Genomic DNA, 20,595 nt, shown 5'->3' with positions numbered 1-20,595 from the left:
GGCCCTCCTGAGTCACGGTCACTTGCCGGGCTGGGGGGTCGTCACCGGGCAGCTCAGCTTCGGCTCGTCCGGGACGAGGACGTTCTCCCTGATGGTGAGGAAGGTGATCAGCGCCGCGAATCCCATCATCACCGCGCTCACCAGCATCGTGGTGTGGAATCCCGAGGTGAAGATCACGGGGGAGGCGAAGGCGTCGCCGGTCAGCCCGGCGAGCGGGGGGATCGCGGCCACCGCGAGCAGCCCGCCGGTCCTGGCGACGGCGTTGTTCACCCCGCTCGCCACCCCCGCGTGGCGTTCGGCGGCGGTGGCGAGCACCGTCGCGGTGAGCGGCGCGACCGCGGCCGACAGGCCCAGCCCGAACAGGGTCGCCGGAAGCAGCACGTCCACCACGTACGACGAGCCGGGGCCGATCCGCGACATCAGCAGCAGGGCGCCGGCGCAGACCAGGATGCCGGTCGTCATCGGCAGCCGGGGCCCCAGGCGCCTGGCCAGCTCACCCGCGCGCGCCGACAGCAGCAGCATCAGGATCGTCACCGGGATCATCGCGGTCCCGGCCACCAGCGGGGAGAAGCCCGCCGACACCTGCAACTGGACGACGAGGAGGAAGAACACCACGCCCATCGCGGCGTACATGATGAAGGTGACGACGTTGACCGCGCTGAACACCTTTGAGGAGAAGACCTCGACCGGTACGAGCGCCTCGGGCGAGCGCCTGATCTCCAGCCAGACGAATGCCGCGCCCAGCAGCACGCCCACCGCGATCGGGACGATCGCGAGGTCGATCAGGCCGTAGGTGATCCCGGCGAGCGCGAACGCCGCGAGCGCCGCGCCCAGGACGTCGAACCTTCCGGTGGCAGAGGGGTTTCTGCTCTCGGGGACGTGCCGTAGGGCGACCGCCACGACGAGGACCGCGAGCGGCAGGTTGATCAGGAACACCCAGCGCCACCCGGCCGTCTCCACCAGCCAGCCGCCCAGCAGCGGGCCGATGGCCGCGGCCACCCCGCCCAGGCCCGACCACGCTCCGATCGCCCTGGGCCGGTCGTCGCGGTCGAAGGACGCCTGGATGATGGCGAGGGATCCCGGGGTGAGCAGTGCCCCGCCGGCGCCCTGCAGGGCACGGGCGGCGATCAGCGTCTCCACGTTGGGCGCGAGGCCGCACAGGGCGGAGGCGAGGGCGAACCAGACGACGCCGATCAGGAAGACCTTGCGCCTGCCGTACCGGTCGCCGAGCGATCCGCCCAGCAGGATCAGGCCCGCCAGTGTGAGGGTGTAGGCGTTGACCGTCCACTGCAGGCCCGCCATGTCGGCGCCGAGATCGGCGCCGAGGGCGGGCAGGGCCACGTTGACGACCGTGCCGTCCAGCATGGCCATGCCGGAGCCGAGTACGGTGGTCAGGAGGACCCAGCGACCCGTCGCCGAGGTGAAGCGAATGTGACCGTTGTCCATGCCGCTCATCATCGCCGACCTTTCCCACCTGTCCGACCGCGTCCTCGACCCCGGGAGCGAGGTCCGAAGTGTCGCGCGCCTCTGATAGGACGGTCCTTGTCACAGCCGAGCCTGACGGGGAGCCTCCGATGGACTACAGCGAGTTCAACGACGACGTCGACGGTCTTTACCGAGGAGACTACGCGGGCCTGCCCATCGTGGGCCTGCGCCCCCCGGGCGCGCCCATGCCTGCCGCGGGGGAGGCCGCGTGGCGTGTCTCGGTCCGCGTCTACGACGCCAAGGAGACCTTCGAGGAGCACTTCGCGCGCTTCACCGAGACCGTCGACACCACCGAGGTGAGGGCGCTCATCATCGGTGGCTGGGCCGACGCCTACGAAAAGGACGCCTCGGAGCCCATCCGGCTGCTGGCGGAGAACGCGGAGCGTTTCCCCGCCTTGCGCTCGCTCTTCTTCGCCGCGATGCCGCAGGAGGAGTGCGAGATCTCCTGGATCCAGCAGAGCGACGTCACCCCGCTGCTGGAGTCCTTCCCGCTGCTGGAGCGGCTGGAGGTCCGGGGCGGGACGGGGCTGGAGTTGCGGCCGGTCAGGCACGAGCACCTCAAGATACTGCGCTTCGAGACCGGCGGGCTGCCCGCCTCCGTGGTCAGGGCGGTCGGCATGAGCGAGTTCCCCGCGCTCGAATACCTGGAACTCTGGCTCGGCACGAGTGAGTACGGCGGTGAGACCACCGGGGCCGACCTGGAGAACATCCTGTCCGGTGAGCGACTGCCCGCCCTCAGGCACCTGGGGCTGCAGGACAGCGAGATCCAGGACGAGGTCGCGGCTCTCGTCGCCTCCGCCCCCGTTGTGGCCCGGCTGGAGTCGCTCTCCCTGTCGATGGGGGTGCTCACCGACGTGGGCGCCGAGGCCCTGCTCTCCGGGGTCTCCCTCACCCACCTCAAGCGCCTGGACCTGCACCACCACTACCTCACCGACGCCATGGTCGAGCGCCTCACCGCGGCGTTCTCCGGCATTCATCTCGATGTGTCCGACCAGCAGGAGCCCGACGACGAGTGGCGCTACGTCGCGGTCGCCGAGTGAGGGCGCTCGCCGTCGTCGGCACGCCGGGTGACCGGCGGGTGACCATGTTCGCCGACGCCTGCGCCCGGCAGGGGCTGAAGGAGCCCGCCGTCGTGCCGTGGACGTCCGTGCTGCGCGGCGAGGAGATCCGGATCGCACCCGAGGCGCTCGTGAGGATCGACTCGCCAGGGGAGGACGCCGAGGCGGACGCGCTGCTGCGCGGTCCCGGCGAGCCGTCCAGGGTCGGCGGGGGCGCCCGCTGGTACGCCGGGTTCGTCGCCGGGATCACCAGGGTCCTTCGGGCGGTGGCCGCGACGCCGGGAGCCGTGCTGCTCGCCGACGTGGAGGACGTCTCGGTGATGTTCGACAAGCGGCGCTGTCACGCCAGGCTGTCGGAGGCCGGGATGCCGGTGCCTCCGGCACTCTCCGGGCCGGTCGGCGGCTACGCCGAGTTGCGCGAGCGGATGGGCGAGGCCCGCTGGGGCCGGGTGTTCGTCAAACCGGCCCACGGCTCGTCGGCCTCCGGCGTCGTCGCCCTGCACGCGTGGGGGCGCCGGGTGAGGGCGGTGACCTCGGCGGAGCGGGTCTCCGGAGGGCTGCGTAACTCGCTGCGGGTCAGGTGTTACGAGGAGGAGGCCGAGGTGGCGGCGATCGTCGACCTGCTGGCCACCGACGGCCTGCACGTCGAGCGCTGGTTTCCCAAGGCGAGCCTAGAAGGGCGCGCGATCGACCTGAGGGTGGTCGTCGTGGACGGCACGCCCACCCACGCGGTCGTCCGCGCGAGCCGCAGCCCGATGACGAACCTCCACCTCGGCGGCATACGGGGTGATCTGGGCGCCGTCGAGGCCGCTCTCGGCCCTCGGGGGTGGGAGACGGTCCTGGAGATATGCGCGCGGACGGCGGCCCGCTTCCCAGGGAGCCTCGCCGTCGGGGTCGACCTGATGATCGGGGTCGACTGGCGGGAGTTCGCGGTGGCCGAGGTGAACGCGTTTGGAGACCTGCTTCCCGGGCTGGAGGGGCTGCCGGGTGGCGGAGCCGAGGGGCTCGACACCTACGGCGCCCAGGTCCGCGCGATTCTCGCCAGGCACGCCCCGATCGGGAGAGCGAGAGTTCCGGTGGGGAGCGGGGGAAGGGGGCCCGGTGCGTGACATGAACGAGATCGTGGGCAGCCACGACCTGCTGCTGGTCACGCTCGACACCCTCCGATACGACGTGGCGGAGGAGCTGATGGCGGCCGGGCGGCTGCCCACCCTGGCGCGGGCGCTTCCCGGCGGGCGCTGGGAGCGCCGGCACAGCCCCGGCAGCTTCACCTACGCCGCGCACGCCGCGATCCTCGCCGGTTTCCTGCCGACCCCCGCCGAGCCGGGACCGCATCCGCGCCCGTTCGCCGCCGCGTTCCCCGGCAGCGAGACCACGACCCCCGGCACCTGGGTGTTCGACGCCCCCGACCTGCCTTCAGGACTGGCGAAGGCGGGATATCACACGGTCTGCGTCGGGGGAGTCGGGTTCTTCAACAAGCTGACACCGCTCGGGTCCGCACTGCCGGGGATGTTCGCCGAGAGCCACTGGGAGCCGGGGTTCGGGGTCACCGCGCCCGCCTCGTTCGAGGCGCAGATCGCCCGCGCGGAGCGGGCGGTGGCGGGAGCCGCCCGGCCGGTTTTCCTGTTCGTCAACGTCTCGGCGCTGCACCAGCCCAACTGGTTCCACCTGCCGGGGGGCACCCGCGAGCACGGCGACAGCCGCGAAAGCCACGCCGCCGCCCTCGAATACGTCGACCGGCACATCGGCAGGCTGTTCGCGCTGATGAGCGAGCGGCGGCCGGGGTTCGCGATCGTCTGTTCCGATCACGGCACCGCTTACGGTGAAGACGGATATATCGGGCACCGGATCGGCCACGAGGTCGTCTGGACCGTGCCCTACGGGGAGTTCACGATGGAGCGGGGGCGATGGCGGTGACTCCGGATTCCGGCCGGGTGCCGGAGACGGCGGACGGCGGACGGACTGTGCTCCCCCTGCTTCCTGTGCCCTCGGCGTCGCCCCGGCCCTCGTCCCCGTCCACCGGCGCGGGACCGTACCAGGGCTACGTCTACGCGTACCCGCACAAGACGGCCTACCGGCCGCTGGAGCCGCGGCCGTCGCTGGCGGAGGTGTGGGCGGGTGAGCCCACCGGGCGCCTCTTCCTCTACCTGCACATCCCGTTCTGCGAGATGCGTTGCGGATTCTGCAACCTGTTCACCAGGACCGGTGCCCCCGAGGAGCTCGTCGCCGCCTACCTCGACGCGCTGGAACGCCAGGCGGGCGCCGTACGGGACGCGCTGGACGATCCCCGCTTCACGGCGGCCGCCGTCGGCGGCGGCACGCCGACCTACCTGAGTGCCGCCGAGCTCACCCGGATGTTCGACCTCACCGAGCGGATCATGGGCGCCGACCTGCGGGCCGTCCCGATGTCGGTGGAGACCTCCCCGGCGACCGCGACGGCCGAGCGGCTCGCCGTCCTCGCCGAGCGGGGGGCGACCCGTGTCTCGATCGGCGTGCAGAGCTTCATCGACGCCGAGGCGCGCGCGGCGGTGCGGCCACAGCGGCGGCGGGAGGTCGAGACGGCGCTCGGCCGGATTCGCGAGGCCGGGTTCGAGGCGCTCAACATCGACCTGATCTACGGCATCGACGGGCAGACGGAGGAGTCCTGGCGTTACTCACTGGACGCCGCGCTCGCCTGGAAGCCGGAGGAGATCTACCTCTACCCCCTGTACGTCCGCCCGCTCACCGGCCTAGGGCGCCGCGCCCGCGACTGGGACGACCACCGCCTCACCCTCTACCGTCAGGGCCGCGACCACCTGCTCGCCGCCGGGTACGAGCAGGTCTCGATGCGGATGTTCCGGCTGCCGGGACGAGCCGGCCCGGCCGAATACACCTGCCAGAGCGACGGCATGGTCGGCCTCGGCTGCGGCGCCCGCTCCTACACCTCCGGCCTGCACTACTCCTACGAGTACGCGGTCGGCGCCGGTCAGGTGCGTGCGATCATCGACGACTACGTGCGTCTCGCCCCGGAGGAGTTCGCGGTCGCCAACGTGGGATTCCGGCTGGACGACGACGATCGCCGTCGCCGCCACCTCATCCAGTCGCTCCTCCAGGCGGAGGGTCTCGATCGCGCCGTCTACCGAGACCGCTTCGGTGCCGAGGTGGAGACCCACTTCGGCGAGGAGTTGGAGCGTCTGGCGGAGCTGGGCCTGCTGGAGCGCGACGCCCCGCCGCCCGGGGGTGCCGGGCCCGGATGGCTCCGGCTCACCGCGGAGGGCCTGGCCCACTCCGACGCGATCGGCCCCGCCCTGTTCTCCGGCAGGGTCCGCGCGCTGATGGCCCGATACGAGAATCGGTGATGACTGATGAGGACACAGCCGGGCGAATCGAGCGCATCGCGTGAAGGCGCGGGGGAGACACGCGTCGGCGGCCGGAAGCGCGATCATCTGACGATCCTCGACCGGGAGCGCGACCGTCCAGCGATGCCCGGCCGGTCGCAGGGTGAGTTGACGATCCTCTACCGGGGGCCGCTGGCGAGCTGCGACTACGACTGCCCCTACTGCCCGTTCGCCAAGCGGCGTGACAACCCGGAGCAGCTGAGCCGGGACCGGGTGGCGTTGGAGCGCTTCACCGCGTGGGTGGCCGGGCGAGACCATCCGGTCTCGGTGCTGTTCACCCCCTGGGGCGAGGGCCTGGTCCGCTCGTGGTACCGCCGGGCGATGGTCGAGCTGAGCCACCTTCCCCACGTGCGGCGGGTCGCCATCCAGACCAACTTCAGCTGCCGGTCCGGCTGGCTGGCCGAGGCCGACCTGGACACGCTCGCCCTCTGGGTCACCTACCACCCCGGACAGGTCACCTACCAGCGTTTCCTCGGCCGCTGCCGTGACCTCCTCGAGCGGGGGGTCCGCTTCAGCGTCGGCGTCGTCGGCCTGCCCGAGCACCTCGGCCAGGCTCGCCGCCTCCGGGCCGACCTGCCGCCGGAGGTGTACCTCTGGGTGAACGCCGCGGAGGGCACCGTCTACACCGACGACGAGGCGGACGCCTGGACGGAGATCGACCCGCTGTTCCAGCACAGCAGGACCCCGCACCGGAGCGCTGGCCTGCCCTGCCGTACCGGAGACAGCGTGATCTCCGTCGACGGCGACGGCACCGTGCGGCGCTGCCACTTCGTCCCGGCCGTGCTCGGCAACCTCTACGACGGCACGTTCGCCCCGAGGGCCGCGGCGTGCCCGGTGGCGGTGTGCGACTGCCACATCGGCTACGTGCACCTGGAGACGACCGGCCTGTACGACGTCTTCGCCGGGGGAGTCCTTGAGCGCATTCCCGCCCTCCTGCCGCCGGGCTGAGCGGAGGGTCCGGCCGACTCCGGGAAGCTCGGATACCGTTCCGGGGAGCCCGGGGAGCCCGGGGACTCCGCGGCTCAGATACCGTCCTCGGGCTCGGGGGCGGGGGCGCTCGGGCAACCGAGGCCGCGGAGCACGAAACCCGAGACGATCCTCTCGGCCTCCTCGGGCGTCACCTCACCGCTGAGCAGCGGGACCCGCTCGGCGCCGATGACGGCGAGGATGATCCGGGCGGCGGCGGCCACGTCGGGGGCCTGGAAGTCACCCGATGACACGCCGCTCTCGATGATGCCCGTCAGGATGCGCTGCATCGGCTCGACGTGGTCGGCCAGGCGCTGGTAGGCGTCGGGGCCGAGCGCCGCGGACAGGTCGGCGGGGCCGGGGTGCGGGTGGGCGAGCAACCCGTCGAGCTGGAGCCTGACGAAGACCCGCAGGCGCTCGGCGGGTGAGGCCCGGTCGGGCAGTTCCCGCTCGTAGCTGTCGATGAAGTAGTGCGTCACCCGCTCGGTGAAGGCGAGCAGCAGCGCGGCCTTGTCCGGGAAGTAGTTGTACAGCACGGTGCGGGTGATCTCGGCCTCGCTCGCCACGTCGGTCATGGAGATGGCGTCGATGCCCTGGTCACGCGAGAGACGCGAGACGGCCCGCAGGATGCGATCCTGAGTCTGGGCGCGGTGCTCGCCGATAGTCGCGGCCGAAATCCGGGGCATGGCCCCATGGTCGCACAATGCCGTCCCGGGCTGTCAGGTCGTTTCGGGGTCGGGCGTTGCCCGGGTCCATGGCGAGACACGGGTCATCGAATATCTCCGAGGAGACCCCGCCTTCTGGCAGGGGCGGAATCGGAACCCCGTGGAGCAGGGCGGGAGTGGGCGGGAACGTGGGGCCGGCGTGGTAGGCGCGGCGGGCGTCGAGGGTTGGGCCGATCCCCGGTCGGGCGCCTTCAGCGCCCGCGCTACGGTGGCGGCGAACGAAGCCGTGCCTTTACCTGTTTTCGGAGTTCCTCATGAATATTGCCCTCTGGGCCGTGCAGATCCTGCTCGCCGGGATGTTCCTCATCGCGGGTCTCACCAAGGCCACCCAGCCGCGCGAGGAACTCATCCCCAAACTGGGGGGATGGGTGGAGGATTTCTCCGCCGCTCAGATCAAGGGCATCGGCGTTCTTGAGGTGCTGGCCGGGATCGGGCTGGTCCTGCCCGCCGTCTCCGGCATCCTGCCCGTGCTGACCCCGCTCGCCGCCGCCGGCCTGGTGATCACGATGATCGGCGCCATCGTCGTGCACGTCAGGCGCAAGGAGTATTCGGCGCTTGTGATGAACGTGATCCTTCTCCTGCTGGCCGGCTTCGTGGCCTGGGGACGTTTCGGGCCGTACGCCTTCTGAGTGCCGTAGGCCCCTCGGGGCTTTCTCCGGGACCGGAGGATTGACGCCGGACGGGTGAACGCTCCGGCGCGAGGACATCCGTACTCCAGGCAAGAGCAGGTATCAGCTGGTCATCGACCCGCGAAACGCTCCGGCACGGATACACCTGTGCCGGAGCGTTCACCCATGTCGTGGAGGGACCGGGTTCAGGCGGCGACCTCTGCCCTGGCCACCCGGCCGAGCTCGCTCAGGACCTCGGTGTTGAGCAGGTAGGCGAGCTTGGTCTCGCGGATCAGACGCTGCTTCTCCGCCTCGTCCAGAGGCAGCGCGTCCAGCCGGGCCCGATACTCGTTCTTGAACCGGGGCAGGCTGCCGATCTCGTCGAACAGGTAGAAGTCGACGCCGCCCCCCGGCTGGTAGCCGTAGATCTTCTGCAGCTCCATCCGGATGAACTGTCCGCCGGACAGGTCGCCCATGTAGCGGGTGTAGTGGTGGGCGATGTAGCCGGCGGGCCAGGTGGCGACCTGGTTGATCCGGGCGACCAGGGTGAGGGTCGGCTTGGAGGGCTCGATCCTGGAGCGCCAGCCGGATCCGTAGATCGTCTCCAGGTCGCGGACCAGGGCCTCCTCCCGGTAGAGCTCGGGGAGGACGAACGGTGCCGCGACGGGGTCCTCGGCGAGCGAACGCGAGGCGCCGTCCAGGGCGACGTAGGCGAAGTAGTGCTGGGCGACCATCTCACCGTACGCCTCGGGGCTGAGGCGGCCCGCCATCAGGGCCTTGAGGTAGCTCTCGTCCTCGGCGGATTCGTGGTCACCCCAGGTGGCGTTCCTGAGAACTTCGGAGAAGGGCGAATCGCTCATGATCACTCCGCGACGAGGGACACTTTCATGACACAGTGTCACAAAAATCGCGCCACATCGTCAAGCCGATGACGACACCCTGTCATTAAATCGCCCCCGAGTTGATCCGGGAAGGCAGGCGAGCGCGAGAACGGCCGCGAACACCGGTATCCAGGCCAGCCGATGCAGCAACCAGACAGGCTCGTCGGGCGTGGCCAGCAGGCCGGGTACGTCGCCGAAACGCAGGGCGGCGACGGCGATCGCGCTCACCGCGCTCTGATGCCACAGGAAAAGCGTCATCGCCGACAGGTTCGCCAACGCGACCACCGCCCACAACCGGGGGCGCCGCATCAACCGGGCCAGCGGCGCGCGTACGAGCAGCGCCACCCCCACCTGGGCGAGTCCGAAGCAGACCACGGCCAGGCTGGGCGGGCTGAGGTTGGAGGCCGCGTCCCCGGTCACGCCCACCATGCTCGCCGGATACCCGAACGCGCCGACCAGCAGCGCGGCCCCGGCCACGCCGCCGATCAGCAGCGCCGCGGCCACCCGCCGCGAGGCGAGCAGCCCGCTCGCCCAGGCGATCCCCAGCGCGTACGGCACCAGCCACCCGGCAGTCAGGTTCGCCCATCCCGTCCAGGCCGGGGCGCCGAACCGGAACCTGGCCAGGTCCACCCCGAGCACGACCGCGAACGCCACGGCGGCGATGACGACCGGATGCGCGCGCAGGAGAAGCGGGGTGGCCGCGGTCAGCACGGCGAAGACGGCGAGGAACCACAGCGGCCCGATCGCCGGGAGCACCATCACCCTGATCGTTCCCGCCGAGGACCCGCGCAGCGCCATCCCCACCGCGATCCCCGCCCAGACCAGGGCCAGCGGCACCACCGGCCCCAGCAGTCTTCCCATCCGGGCCCGCACCCAGATCCCCGACGGGTACGCACCGCTCGCCGTCCCCCGACGTGGACCGCGCGCCGCCACGGGACCCGCAGCGTGCGAAGGGGAGTCCGGTCCGCGGGTCTCCATCTCGTGGTTCTCCGGTCTGCGGATCTCCGGTTCGGGGGGCACCGGTCCATGCGCCTTTCGGGGGCGGCTCCCCGGGACGCGGGCCGCCGAGCGGAGGCCGCGGGCCGCCGCGTAGCCGCCGACTAGGAAGAACACCGCCAGCGTCTGCAACACCCAGGACATCGGTGTGAACTCCGGCAGGTGGGCGAGCGGGCTGGACAGGTGAACGGCCCCCGCCGCGCCCCGATCCCACGCCGTCACCAGCCAGTGCCCCAGCACCACGCCCACGATCGCGAGCGCCCGCAGCGCGTCCACCCCACGATCCCTGCCCTCGGGGGTGGTCGCCCCGATCCGGGCCGCGAGGCTAGCCACGGGACACCTCGCCGGCCCGGCCGAGCGCGATCAGGGCCAGGTTGCGCAGAGACTCGCCACCCGGCCGGAGATACTCGCTGTGATCTGCGGAACCGGTACCGAACAGGCGGGCGCCGAAGGCCGGGCCGGCGGGGTCGGGGCCGAATCCGAGCGGCCCGATCCTGAGCTTGGGCGCCTCACGTATCCAGTCGCGGGTGCCGCTGCCCGCCCACAACCGGGTGCCGCCCAGTTCGGCGGCCGACGAGACGCCCAGCCCAGGGCTGCCGAACACGACCGTGTCCGCGACCCCGGAACCGGGCACGGCCCCGGCGCACACCACCGATCCGTAGCTGTGACACAGCAGGCTGACCCGTTTCCCCCCGAGCGCTCCGGTGACGTACCGCCGCAACTCCACCGCGCCCCGCTCCGCAGCCTCGCCGGTCACCGCGCGCAGGCTGAGCATCGCCGGGCTGTCGTAACCGAGCCAGGCGACCACCGCGAGCCGCGCCCCCGGATCCAACGCCCGCGCCTCGGCCAGCAACGCCCGTGCCCCGCCCCCCGGTGTGCTGTACGGCCTCGCCCGGCCGCCGTCGAAGGTGGCGGCCGTGGTGTCGGTGCCGGGAACGATGACCGCGACGTGCTCGGCCGTGCCGAGGTCGCCGTAGACCCGCACCACCCGGTCGCCCGCCGGCGGCGGAACCGTCACGTAGGCGAACGCCGCGGCGGCGACGACGGCGAGCGTACGGCGGAACATGCGAGCCTCCTGTCCGGTCTGAAGAACCAGACAGAACGCTAGGAATCACATCCCCTAACCCGCGTCACCCCGAGGCGGTCACCTTCCCTGTCCCCCTCGGGAACGAGAGGGCCGATCCCGGGCCGAGTGGGTCCTTCGAAAGGGAAGCCGACTCTCGAGCGGGATGACACTGACCGGCACCCACGTCGCACGCTCGGGCGGCGGGTCAGGCGGTCGCGTGTCGCGTCGCCTTCCCGACCTTGAATTCCTACGCCGGACGTTCCTCCCACGGGTTCTCCACGCGGGCACCTGTTCGGACCAGGTGTTTGGTGTTGCGGGTTGCCAGCGTCCAGTCATTGGCCATGGCGGTCGCACCGATCAGGGCGTCGGGCGGGTCGATGCTCGTCCCGGCGCTCTTGAGCGCTTTATGGATGGCCAAATACGCCCCTGCCTCCCGTTCGCCGATCACGGCGATCCGGCCTTGATAGTCGATCCGGATCTGGGCCAGCGCCTGTTCGTACCGCGCTCTCCGCAGAGGATCGGCGACGACCGCGACGCCTGCTTCGATCTCGGCGATGGTGAGGACGCTCAGGTAAAGATTCGGCGCGGGAATCGCTCGGAACCAGGCGATGACGTTCGGATCGGGTTTCGGCCTGGTCGTGAGCTCGGCCACCACGTTGGTGTCGAGGAGGTAGATCACTCGCTCTCCGGTCGCTCATCGTAGGAGCGGCCCCCGAAGTCCAGGTCTTCGAACGGAGTCGAGAGAAGGAACTCCTCAAAGCCGTCGTTGGCGAGCGTGGCCCAGCGGGTGAGCATCGATTCCAGCTCGGAGATGTCGGTTTCGGCGAGCTCTGTGTCGAAGTGGACGAGCTGGTCGTCGGGCAATGACGCGCGGATCTCCCGGATGGTCCGCAACGGGTGCGCGTCATCCGAACGAACAGGAAGTGACATGCCATACTTCGCGCTCATACTCCTCCTTCCCTCACCTGGAGTTTACGTGTCCATACTCGGGTGAGGCTTCGAGAACCTGAAGATCCGTACCCTCTTGATCCTGCCGTGTCTTGGCTTTCCGCCGTATCCCGGCCAGGGACAGCGGACCGATCCCGGGGTCACTCGCCGGGGCGGACCAGGCCCGTCTCGTAGGCGTGGACGATCGCCTGGGCGCGGTCGCGCAGGTTCAGCTTCGCGAGGATCCGGCCCACATGGGTCTTGACCGTCTGTTCCGAGAGCATGAGCTCCTCGGCGATCTCCTGGTTGGACCTGCCACGCGCGATGAGCGCGAGCACCTCCGTCTCCCGATCGGTGATGTCGTCCAGCCGCCCGCGCGGGCGGCTCGGGCCGACGCGGGCGAACTCCGCGATCAGCCGCCGGGTCACCGAGGGTGCCAGCAGCGCCTCCCCGGCCGCCACCACCCGGACCGCCTCGGCGAGTTGTTGCGCGGAGGCGTCCTTGAGCAGGAAGCCACTCGCCCCCGCGCGCAGCGCCTCGTACACGTAGTCGTCGAGGTCGAACGTGGTCAGGATCAGCACCTTCGGCAGGGAAGGACGCGCGCCGGGATCGTCGGGCGGGCCGGGGGAGGCGGGGGAGTCCGGCCGTACGGAGGAGTGCGTGGGTGCGGCGAGTCCGGAGCTCGCCCGTAAGGAAGGGGCGGGAGGAGAAGAGGTGCCGGGGGTGAGGATGTGGCGGGTGGCGGTGAGGCCGTCCATCACCGGCATGCGCACGTCCATCAGCACCACGTCGGGCCGCAACTCGGCCACCCGTGCCACGGCCTCGGCGCCGTTGGCGGCCTCGCCGACGACCTCGATGTCGGGTTGTGAGCTCAGGAACACGGTGAAACCGGTCCGTACCATGCCCTGGTCGTCGGCGATGAGCACCCGGATCGTCATCGCATCTCCTTGAGCGGGGAGTTTTCGGAGGAGGGGGTCATGCGTCCTCGGTGATCGGCAGTATGGCGGTGACCGCGAAGCCGGTCCCGGTCGGACCGGCCCAGAGCCTCCCGCCGAGCATGGACACCCGCTCCCGCATCCCGATCAGGCCGTGTCCCATATGTCCCTTGGCCTCTCGCTTCTGGGGGAAGCGGTGCCCGGTGTTGTTCGTCACGTTGACGTGCAGTTCGGAGCGGTACCGGGCGATGCGCAGCGAGACGTTGGAGCCGGGGGCGTGCCGCATGGCGTTGCTGAGCGACTCCTGGGCGATCCGGTAGGCGGACAGACTCACCGCCGTGGGCAACTCGATCAGGTTGCCGGCCAGTTTGAGCGTCACGTCGAGCCCGGCGGAGCGCGCGGTGTCGACGAGTTCCTCCAGGCGGCCGAGGCCCGGCTGCGGCGCGGTGTCGGCGTGCTCGTCCCCCTCCCGCAGGACGCCGAGCACGCGGCGCATCTCGGTCATCGCCGAGAGGGACAGCGCCCGGATCTCCCTCAGCCCGTCCTCCAGGCGCCGCGCGTCCCCGGCAGCCTGCATCGGGACGGCCTCGGCCTGGATGGCGATCACCGACATGTGGTGGGCGACGACGTCGTGGAGTTCCCTGGCGATCCTGGCCCGTTCCTCAAGGGCGGCCTGGGCCGCGAGGGCGCGCTCGCTGCGTCGTTCCTCCCTGGCCAGCAGTCCGGCGGCCAGCCGCCGGGCGCGCACGTTGTGGCCGAACAGGACGGTCACCGTGACCATGCCGGTGATGACGGTCACCGAGTCGGGATGGATCATCCAGGAGCCCAGGACCGAGGCGATCCACACACCGATGGTGATGTGCCGCTCGCAGCGGACCGCGACCGCGTAGACCACGAGCGTGTACATGAACGTGGTGGACGTGGTGTAGGGGATGCCGATGAGGAGTTGCCGCGAGACGACCGTTCCCAGCGGGATGAGAAGGAAGGCCGACCGCCAGGCCGCCAGCGGCCACCGGTCGCGCAGCGCGAGCGGCAGGGAGAAGGCGAGGGCCGCGAACACGATCCCCTGGGGATCGAGGGGAGAGCGCGTCGCGACCACCCGGTCCTGGAGGTCGGACAGGGCCAGATTGAACAACAGGAAGGCGAGCAGCAGGTCACCCAGCAGGACCAGGTCCACCCTGCGGAAGGGCAGCAGTCCCAGCACTCCCGGCATCCGGGGAGCGAGGCGGCGCGACCGAGGACGGGCCGGGTCGGACACCCCGGTCACCAGCGCCTCGGTGAGCGGGCGGACCAGCGGTACGGCGATCTCCCGCACCCGCCACGTACGTCGCGAGAGGAACCGCCGGGCGGAGCTGGAGATCACCGGAACAGCCTAGGCAGGGTGGGGCCCACTCCGCGTCCCACCGTGGGGTGAGACCTCGGCATCACCCGCAGGAGCCACTCGGCCACCGTGGGGCGAGACCCCGGCATCACCCGCAGGAACCACCCGGGGTCTTTCGGAAGAGCGGTCCACCCGGAGCGGTGGCCTTGCCTTGGTAGCTCCCGTGTCCTCACCGCGGGCTGAGGACCTTCTCCGGCTCTCCGTCGGTACCCGTCTTCGCTGAACGTTTCATCGGCCGACCTCGTTCATCAGGGACAGCCGGGCGTGGTGGTCGCGCGGCGTTGACCATTCCCATCCTGAGGGTGATTTTCGTGGAAAAGACTGATCGGTACGGGGAGGTAGGTCGATGCGAGTAAGGACATGGTTGGCCGGTTGGGTCACCGGAGGATTGACGGCCGCGGCTCTCGTCCTCATGGCGGCAGGGAGCGCCACGGCCGCACCGGCACCGGCGCCGTCGCCCGCTCCGTCCGGTGCCCCTCCGTGCCATACGGGCCCGGTGACCCCGGCGCCCTCCAGCAGCCCGCCGACCGCGCCGGGAACGCCGACGGTCCTGAGCGTCGTGCTCAACTCGGCACGCCTGAGCTGGGCCGCCTCCAGCGACCCGCAGGGCATCGCCTGCTACTACGTGTACGAGGACAGGAACGGCACGGCCGTCAGGGTGGCCACCTTCCAGTCCGCGGCGACCGAGGGGACGGTCTACCTTCCGTTTCCCCCGCGCGGCGTCGAGTCGGTGACGTACCACCTGTACGTCGTGGCCGTCGACCCCCTGAACGAGGTGAGCCCTCCGTCCGGAACGGTGGCCGTCAAGATCTACAACGACCTCCCGCCGGTACCCACCGGCAGTTGCGAGGTGGAGTACACCTCCTGGCCGTGGAGCACCGGAATGAGCACGCACATCAAGATCTCCAACACCGGCTCCACCCCCCTCACCGACTGGCGGCTCACGTTCACCTTCGCCGACTCAGGTCAGCGGGTGACCTCAGGCTGGGAGGCCACCTGGTCGCAGACCGGGACCGCGGTGACGGCCAAGAGCCTGGCCTGGAACAAGGACCTGTCTCCCGGGCAGTCCCGGCTCATCGGCTTCCAGGGAACCCATGGCGGAGCCAACCCCACCCCGGCGGCCTTCCAGATCAACGGGATCGTGTGTAGCCGGGGGTGAGGGAGAGAACGGTCTGATGACACGTCCGTTCTGAACGGTCAAGGTGTGCCCGACAGCGTGACCGGAAGCCGAAGAGGGCCCCGGTGGTCCCGGTGGCAGCCGGTCGCGATGTCGGGCACCCGTGATCCGGGCTGCCCGCCGGGAGGCGCGTGACCGTCCGCCTGTCACGCTCGCGCGGTGCGGACCTGTGAGTAGATCGCCGTCGCGCCCAGTGCCATGAGACCCAGCATCCAGTACTGCCACGACTGCGACAGACCGAGGAACACCGTGGTGTTCTGGATGAGCTGCAGGAGCACGACTCCGAACAGGACGCCGACGAAGCTGCCCCTGCCCCCGAAGATCGAGGCCCCACCGAGGACGACCGCGGTGATGGCGGCCATCGTGTAACTGATGCCCGCCGTCGGGTCGCCCACGCCGATCTGCGCCATCAGCAGCAGGGCACCGCACACGGTGAAGAGCGCGCTGGCCAGATAGACGACCAGGTGAACGCGTTCCACCGGGATGCCCCGGTTCCGTGCCGCGTGTTCCGACGAGCCGGCCCCCCGCAACCTGAGCCCCGTCATGGAGCGCCTGGACATCACTTCCAGCAGGACGAGGAGAACGGCACCGACGATCACAGCCCAGGGAATCGGGCCGATGCGCGCGCTGAGCGCCTCGGTGACGGAGGTGGCGATGGAGCCTCCGGGCGAGTCCCGCATGAACAGGGAGAATCCCTGGAGCGCGGTGTAGGTGACCAAAGTGGCGACCACCGGTGTCACCCTGGCGAATCTGACCATCGCTCCGTTGGCCAGACCCACACCGGTCGCCATGAGGATCATCAGCAGGAAGCCCAGGATCCACCAGCCTGCCCCGTACCCGTCGAGGACGTAGAACGACGCGATGACCACGAGGGCCCCGCTCAGGGGGCCGACGGAGAGGTCGATCCCCCCGGTGAGGATGACGACGAGCTGGCCGGCGGCGAGGAAGAGTACCGGTGCCAGCAGTCCCAGCATGCTCGCGATGTTGAACTCGGACAGGAAGCGGTCGCTACGGGTCGCGCTCACCGCGGCGAGCAGCACGATCGCGATCGCGAGGAACGCGCTGGGTGCCTGCTCGCTGGAGAGCAGGCGCCGCACTCCGCCGAACAGGCCCGTGCCTCGTGTCCGTACCGAGGACTCCGCCGTCCGCGCCGAGGTCGCGGCCGTCAGGGACGCCTCGGTGAGGGAGTGGTCGGAGATCTCGTCGCCGGTCAGTTCGCGGACGACCCGCCCCTGGGAGAAGACCAGTACCCGGTCGCACAACCCGGCCAGTTCGACGTTGTCCGAGCTGAGCACCACGACGGGTGTTCCCGACTCGGCGGTGGAGCGGAGCCGGTGGTAGATGTCGGAGCGGACACCGACGTCGATGCCCTGGGTGGGCTCGTCGCAGAGCAGCACCTTGGGCGCGGAGAGCAGGGCCCGGCCGAGCACGACCTTCTGCTGGTTTCCTCCCGACAGGTGCTCCACGGCGGAGTCGGGCGAGGCCACCTTGATGCCGAGCCGGCTGATCTCCTCGGCCACGATCGAGTTCTCCGCCGAGCCTCGCACCACACCGGCGACCGCCGTCTCACCCGTGGCGGCGACGCCCAGGTTCTCCTTGACCGACAGTACGGTCGCGACGCCCTCGACGTGCCGTTCCTGGGGCATGAGCACGACGCCGGCACGCCGGGCACGACGTGGGCTGCCGAGATCGACGGGACGACCGGAGACGATGACGTCGCCGCCGGTCACCGGGTCGGCGCCGCCGAGTGACCGGATGAAGTCGCGCTGTCCGTTGCCCTCCACGCCGGCGAGGCCGAGAACCTCGTTGCGGGCCAGCGTGGTGGTGATCCCCCGGAGCCGGTCCGAGCGCAGGTCCCTGACCTCCATCACGACGTCGCCGACGGACGAGGGGCGCGGTGGGAACAGCGCCTCGATCTCGCGTCCCGCGATGCGGGTGATGACCTCCTGCTCGGATACCTCGGAGGAGAGGAAGGTTCCGCGCACCTGCCCGTCGCGCAGTACCGTGAGCCGGTCGGACAGTGCCATCACGTCGGGCAGCCGATGACTGATGTAGATCACCGTCATGCCGCGGGCCGCGGCGAGCCTGACCTGCTCGAAGAGTCTCTCGATCTCGGCCGCCATGAAGGGCTCGGTCGGTTCGTCGAGAATCAGGACGCCGGGCTCGCAGGCGAAGGCACCGCAGATCTCGACCGCCTGCTTCTCGGCCAGGGTCAACCGCCCGGCCGCGGCGGCCGGGTCGATGTCCATCCCCATGACGAGCAGCTGTTTCCGAGCCCAGTCCTGGGCGTCGCCGAATGACGGCCGCAGCCGCTTCGGCACGCTCAGCAGGAGGTTCTCGGTGACCGTGAGGTCGGGGAGAAGCGCCGGATGCTGGAAGGCGATGGCCAGGCCCTGCTCCCGGGCGGCGATCGGGGACCGCTGCCGCATCGGCGAGCCCGCGATCTCGACGGTGCCGGCGTCGGGTGCCAGTGCGCCGGAGGCCACGGCCATGAGCGTGGACTTCCCGGCGCCGTTCCCTCCGACCAGGGCGTGCACCTCGCCCGGACGGGCCTGGAACTCGACGCCGTCGAGCGCGACGACGCCGGGGAAGCGTTTGGTCACCCCGCGGAGAACCAGTCCAGCGTTCGAATCGGCCATGCGAAGGATCACTCCTCACTCAGGCTCAATGCGCTCCGCCGGGCGCGCGCCCGGCGGAGCACAACGAGTGATCAGTTGTAGGCCTGCTTGAGCTGCTCCGGCGTGAGCTCGGAGGACAGGATCGCGCTGGCGGGAAGGTCGGGGTCGCACTTGGGGGGCTTCGTCTCGTCCAGGGTGTTCTCGAAGATCGGGATGTTGATGATCTCGGGCTCGTCGTTCTTGATGCCCTGGTGAGCGGCGACGGCCTTGCGCAGTGCGAGGCGGATGATCCAGGTACGCGAGGACACGGTCACGGTCTGGAAGGTCGGTTGCTTGGCCGAGTTCTCCTTCCAGGCGCAGGCGAAGCCGTTGAGGTCGTTGGCGGTCCACAGCGGCAGGGGCCGACCGGCCTGGAGGAAGGCGCGGATGCCACCCAGCGACGCGTCACCGGAGTCGGTGATCACACCGTCGATCGTCGGGTATTTGGTGAGCAGTCCGGACACGACCTTCTGCAGCTGGGCCGGGTTCCAGTTCGTGTCGATCGGCTTGCCGGGCTCGTTCAGCAGCTTGACGCTCGCGCAGGCGGTGTTCTCCTTGAGTTCCTTCTCGATACCGACCATCTCGGTGATGCTCTGGGTGTTGCCCGGGGTACCGCCGAGGAAGACGACGTTCCCGCCCTTGCTCCCGAGGTTCTCGCACATCCAGCGCGTCCACGTCACGCCGTCGTTGACCGTGTTGTGGCCGACGAACGTGGTGTAGTCCTGACCCGGTTTGCCTCCCGGGTTCGCCGTCCACGGCACCACCTGCACGCCCGCCTTGTAGGCCTCGCGCAGGGTCGGCAGCAGTGCCTCGCCCGCGTCGGGGAAGACGACCAGGGCCTCGACACCCTGGGCGACCAGGGCCTTGATGTCACTGATCGCCTTCTGCGGGTTGTTCTGACCGTCGGCGTACGGCAGCACGGTGATGTTGGGACACTTGCTCGCCTCGTCCTCGAACTCGGCGCGGGCCGTCTTCCTGAAGGCGTTGTCGCCGGTACCGTCGGCGAGCGCGACCTTCACCGGCTTGGTGCCGCAGAAGTCCGTCATGGGGCGGAGCTGGGAGACGTCTCCGGTCCGGGCCACGTCGCTGTAGACGTCCTGGACACCGCCGGCGGCCTTCGTCTCGCCCGGGCCGCCGGCGCAGCCCGCCGCGCCGAGGAGCGCGAGTGCCAGAACGGCGGCCGAGTGGCGGGCCCGGAATCGAGGTTTGGTGGGAGGCATTGCGATCTCCTGTCGGGGGTGACACTTCTTGGGGAGGGAGGAAGCTCGCCGTTCACGGTGATGACGGCATGGATCGGGTAGCGGGGGAACGGGTTCTCAGCCGCGTGCGGACGGTGCCCCAGGGCACTCCGCGGAACACCACGCTCAGCGCGAGCACGCCTGCCTGGACGAGCAGCTGGGTGGCGGTGGAGGCGCCGGCGGCGAGGACCACCTGGTCCAGCTGGGTGAGGAACAGGGCGGCGACGGCGGTGGCGGCCAGGCTGGTGATGCCGCCGGACAGCAGGCTTCCGCCCAGGACGACGGCCGCGATCGTGGGGAGCAGGTAGGTGTTCCCGAGCAGGATGTCCGGAGTCCGCAGGTAACCCGCGAGCAGGACGCCGGCCAGCGAGTAGCAGATACCCGCCGTCACGTAGGCACCCGCCTCGTAGGAGCCGGTGGGCAGACCGAGCAGCCGCGCCGCGGGCCGCCCGGCGCCGACCGCGACGAAGCGGCGGCCGAGCACCGTGTGCCGGACCCCCCAGTGCGCGAAGGTGACCACCACGACGGCGACCAGCAGCAGGTTGGGGACGCCCCACACGGATCCGACGGCGAAGGCGCTCAGGCCGGGTGCGGCGGAGGCGGGGAACCCCTTGGAGACCTGCAGGACGACGCCGATGAGGATGGAGTTCACCGCGAGGGAGGCGACGAACGCGGCGATGGACAGCCGCACCACGGCGATGCCGATGACCAGACCGCTCACCGCGCCCACCGCGATCCCCATCGCGACCGCCGCCCAGACCGGCACACTCGTGACCGTCGGCAGTTTGGTCGCCAGGACCGCGGCCAGCGCCATCACCCCCGGCACCGACAGATCGATGCCGCCCTGGGAGACGACGAGGGTCTGGCCGAGCGCGGCGATCGCCATCACGGCGGCGAACGGGAGCATCGACAGGACGGCGGAGCCGGACAGGCTGCCGGGGGAGATCAGCGGGCTGGCGGCGAAGAGCAGCAGCGTGATCAGCCAGATCGAGGAGAACCGGCCTGTCAGGAGGCGGCGCGGGTCGATCGGTCCACCGGGAGCGGTGCGCCTCGTCGGCGGCAAGGTCGTATGCCGAGACATTTCCGATTCCCTTTCTGGAAACTGCGCGAGCCGGGGA

At 70.4% G+C, this 20,595-nt stretch carries 19 protein-coding genes; 7 read left to right on the top strand and 12 right to left on the bottom strand.

Annotated features, from left to right (window positions below):
* Positions 1-18: 18 nt before the first annotated feature.
* On the bottom strand, positions 19-1,446 hold the full coding sequence (locus ACFY3V_RS11285; protein WP_362897032.1) for an MFS transporter: 1,428 nt from the start codon (positions 1,444-1,446) through the stop codon (positions 19-21).
* A 128-nt stretch (positions 1,447-1,574) separates the two neighbouring features.
* Here ACFY3V_RS11285 and ACFY3V_RS11280 point away from each other — a divergent pair, with 128 nt between their 5' ends.
* The 5 genes from ACFY3V_RS11280 to ACFY3V_RS11260 all read left to right on the top strand — a co-directional run bounded on the left by ACFY3V_RS11280 (position 1,575) and on the right by ACFY3V_RS11260 (position 6,868).
* The gene (locus ACFY3V_RS11280; RefSeq protein WP_389772352.1) at positions 1,575-2,525 is read left to right on the top strand and encodes an STM4015 family protein; all 951 of its coding nucleotides are present in this window, start codon (positions 1,575-1,577) and stop codon (positions 2,523-2,525) included.
* Positions 2,498-3,652, top strand: a complete 1,155-nt coding sequence (locus ACFY3V_RS11275) for an STM4014 family protein (protein ID WP_389772349.1) — start codon at positions 2,498-2,500, stop codon at positions 3,650-3,652. The genes ACFY3V_RS11280 and ACFY3V_RS11275 overlap by 28 nt, the downstream gene beginning before the upstream one ends.
* A gap of 1 nt (position 3,653) precedes the next feature.
* Positions 3,654-4,460 carry an STM4013/SEN3800 family hydrolase gene (locus tag ACFY3V_RS11270; protein WP_362897160.1) on the top strand — a complete coding sequence of 269 codons (807 nt, stop codon included), beginning with the start codon at positions 3,654-3,656 and terminating at the stop codon, positions 4,458-4,460.
* Positions 4,451-5,881, top strand: a complete 1,431-nt coding sequence (locus ACFY3V_RS11265; protein ID WP_362897027.1) for an STM4012 family radical SAM protein — start codon at positions 4,451-4,453, stop codon at positions 5,879-5,881. Before ACFY3V_RS11270 ends, ACFY3V_RS11265 begins: the two co-directional genes overlap by 10 nt.
* Positions 5,882-6,004: 123 nt before the next feature.
* Positions 6,005-6,868, top strand: a complete 864-nt coding sequence (locus ACFY3V_RS11260) for an STM4011 family radical SAM protein (protein WP_389772345.1) — start codon at positions 6,005-6,007, stop codon at positions 6,866-6,868.
* Between the two features lie 74 nt (positions 6,869-6,942).
* Here ACFY3V_RS11260 and ACFY3V_RS11255 read toward each other — a convergent pair whose 3' ends face one another.
* Positions 6,943-7,572, bottom strand: a complete 630-nt coding sequence (locus ACFY3V_RS11255) for a TetR/AcrR family transcriptional regulator (RefSeq protein ID WP_389772343.1) — start codon at positions 7,570-7,572, stop codon at positions 6,943-6,945.
* Positions 7,573-7,865: 293 nt separating this feature from the next.
* Between ACFY3V_RS11255 and ACFY3V_RS11250 the strand changes: the two genes are divergently transcribed.
* Positions 7,866-8,240: a DoxX family protein gene (locus ACFY3V_RS11250; RefSeq protein ID WP_362897024.1), complete on the top strand. Its 375-nt coding sequence runs from the start codon at positions 7,866-7,868 to the stop codon at positions 8,238-8,240.
* A gap of 185 nt (positions 8,241-8,425) precedes the next feature.
* Here the strand turns inward: ACFY3V_RS11250 and ACFY3V_RS11245 are convergent, their stop codons facing one another.
* From ACFY3V_RS11245 to ACFY3V_RS11215, 7 genes are all read right to left on the bottom strand, one after another.
* A complete protein-coding gene (locus tag ACFY3V_RS11245; protein ID WP_362897023.1) occupies positions 8,426-9,079 on the bottom strand; it encodes a biliverdin-producing heme oxygenase in 654 nt (217 codons plus the stop codon).
* Positions 9,080-9,139: 60 nt separating this feature from the next.
* A complete protein-coding gene (locus ACFY3V_RS11240; protein ID WP_389772338.1) occupies positions 9,140-10,429 on the bottom strand; it encodes an acyltransferase in 1,290 nt (429 codons plus the stop codon).
* Positions 10,422-11,162 (bottom strand): alpha/beta hydrolase, encoded by a 741-nt coding sequence (locus ACFY3V_RS11235; protein ID WP_362897021.1) that lies wholly within the window; start codon positions 11,160-11,162, stop codon positions 10,422-10,424. The genes ACFY3V_RS11240 and ACFY3V_RS11235 overlap by 8 nt, the downstream gene beginning before the upstream one ends.
* Positions 11,163-11,409: 247 nt before the next feature.
* The gene (locus ACFY3V_RS11230) at positions 11,410-11,841 is read right to left on the bottom strand and encodes a type II toxin-antitoxin system VapC family toxin (RefSeq protein ID WP_389772333.1); all 432 of its coding nucleotides are present in this window, start codon (positions 11,839-11,841) and stop codon (positions 11,410-11,412) included.
* Positions 11,838-12,110 (bottom strand): hypothetical protein, encoded by a 273-nt coding sequence (locus ACFY3V_RS11225; RefSeq protein ID WP_389772330.1) that lies wholly within the window; start codon positions 12,108-12,110, stop codon positions 11,838-11,840. The genes ACFY3V_RS11230 and ACFY3V_RS11225 overlap by 4 nt, the downstream gene beginning before the upstream one ends.
* Positions 12,111-12,250: 140 nt before the next feature.
* Entirely contained in the window at positions 12,251-13,027 is a 777-nt protein-coding gene (locus ACFY3V_RS11220) for a response regulator (RefSeq protein ID WP_389772327.1), read from the bottom strand.
* 37 nt (positions 13,028-13,064) lie between these two features.
* Positions 13,065-14,387, bottom strand: a complete 1,323-nt coding sequence (locus ACFY3V_RS11215) for a histidine kinase (protein ID WP_362897019.1) — start codon at positions 14,385-14,387, stop codon at positions 13,065-13,067.
* A gap of 514 nt (positions 14,388-14,901) precedes the next feature.
* Here ACFY3V_RS11215 and ACFY3V_RS11210 point away from each other — a divergent pair.
* The gene (locus ACFY3V_RS11210) at positions 14,902-15,564 is read left to right on the top strand and encodes a cellulose-binding domain-containing protein (protein ID WP_362897018.1); all 663 of its coding nucleotides are present in this window, start codon (positions 14,902-14,904) and stop codon (positions 15,562-15,564) included.
* 164 nt (positions 15,565-15,728) lie between these two features.
* Here ACFY3V_RS11210 and ACFY3V_RS11205 read toward each other — a convergent pair whose 3' ends face one another.
* From ACFY3V_RS11205 to ACFY3V_RS11195, 3 genes are all read right to left on the bottom strand, one after another.
* On the bottom strand, positions 15,729-18,221 hold the full coding sequence (locus ACFY3V_RS11205; RefSeq protein ID WP_389772322.1) for an ATP-binding cassette domain-containing protein: 2,493 nt from the start codon (positions 18,219-18,221) through the stop codon (positions 15,729-15,731).
* Between the two features lie 71 nt (positions 18,222-18,292).
* The gene (locus ACFY3V_RS11200) at positions 18,293-19,459 is read right to left on the bottom strand and encodes a substrate-binding domain-containing protein (RefSeq protein WP_362897016.1); all 1,167 of its coding nucleotides are present in this window, start codon (positions 19,457-19,459) and stop codon (positions 18,293-18,295) included.
* Positions 19,460-19,511: 52 nt separating this feature from the next.
* A complete protein-coding gene (locus ACFY3V_RS11195) occupies positions 19,512-20,558 on the bottom strand; it encodes an ABC transporter permease (protein WP_350943672.1) in 1,047 nt (348 codons plus the stop codon).
* Between the last annotated feature and the right edge of the window lie 37 nt (positions 20,559-20,595).

This window comes from Streptosporangium sp. NPDC000095, assembly GCF_042899335.1.
Lineage (GTDB): Bacteria > Actinomycetota > Actinomycetes > Streptosporangiales > Streptosporangiaceae > Streptosporangium.
The sequence above is the reverse complement of the archived record's forward strand: the minus strand, read 5'-3'. Positions and strand labels throughout refer to the sequence as shown.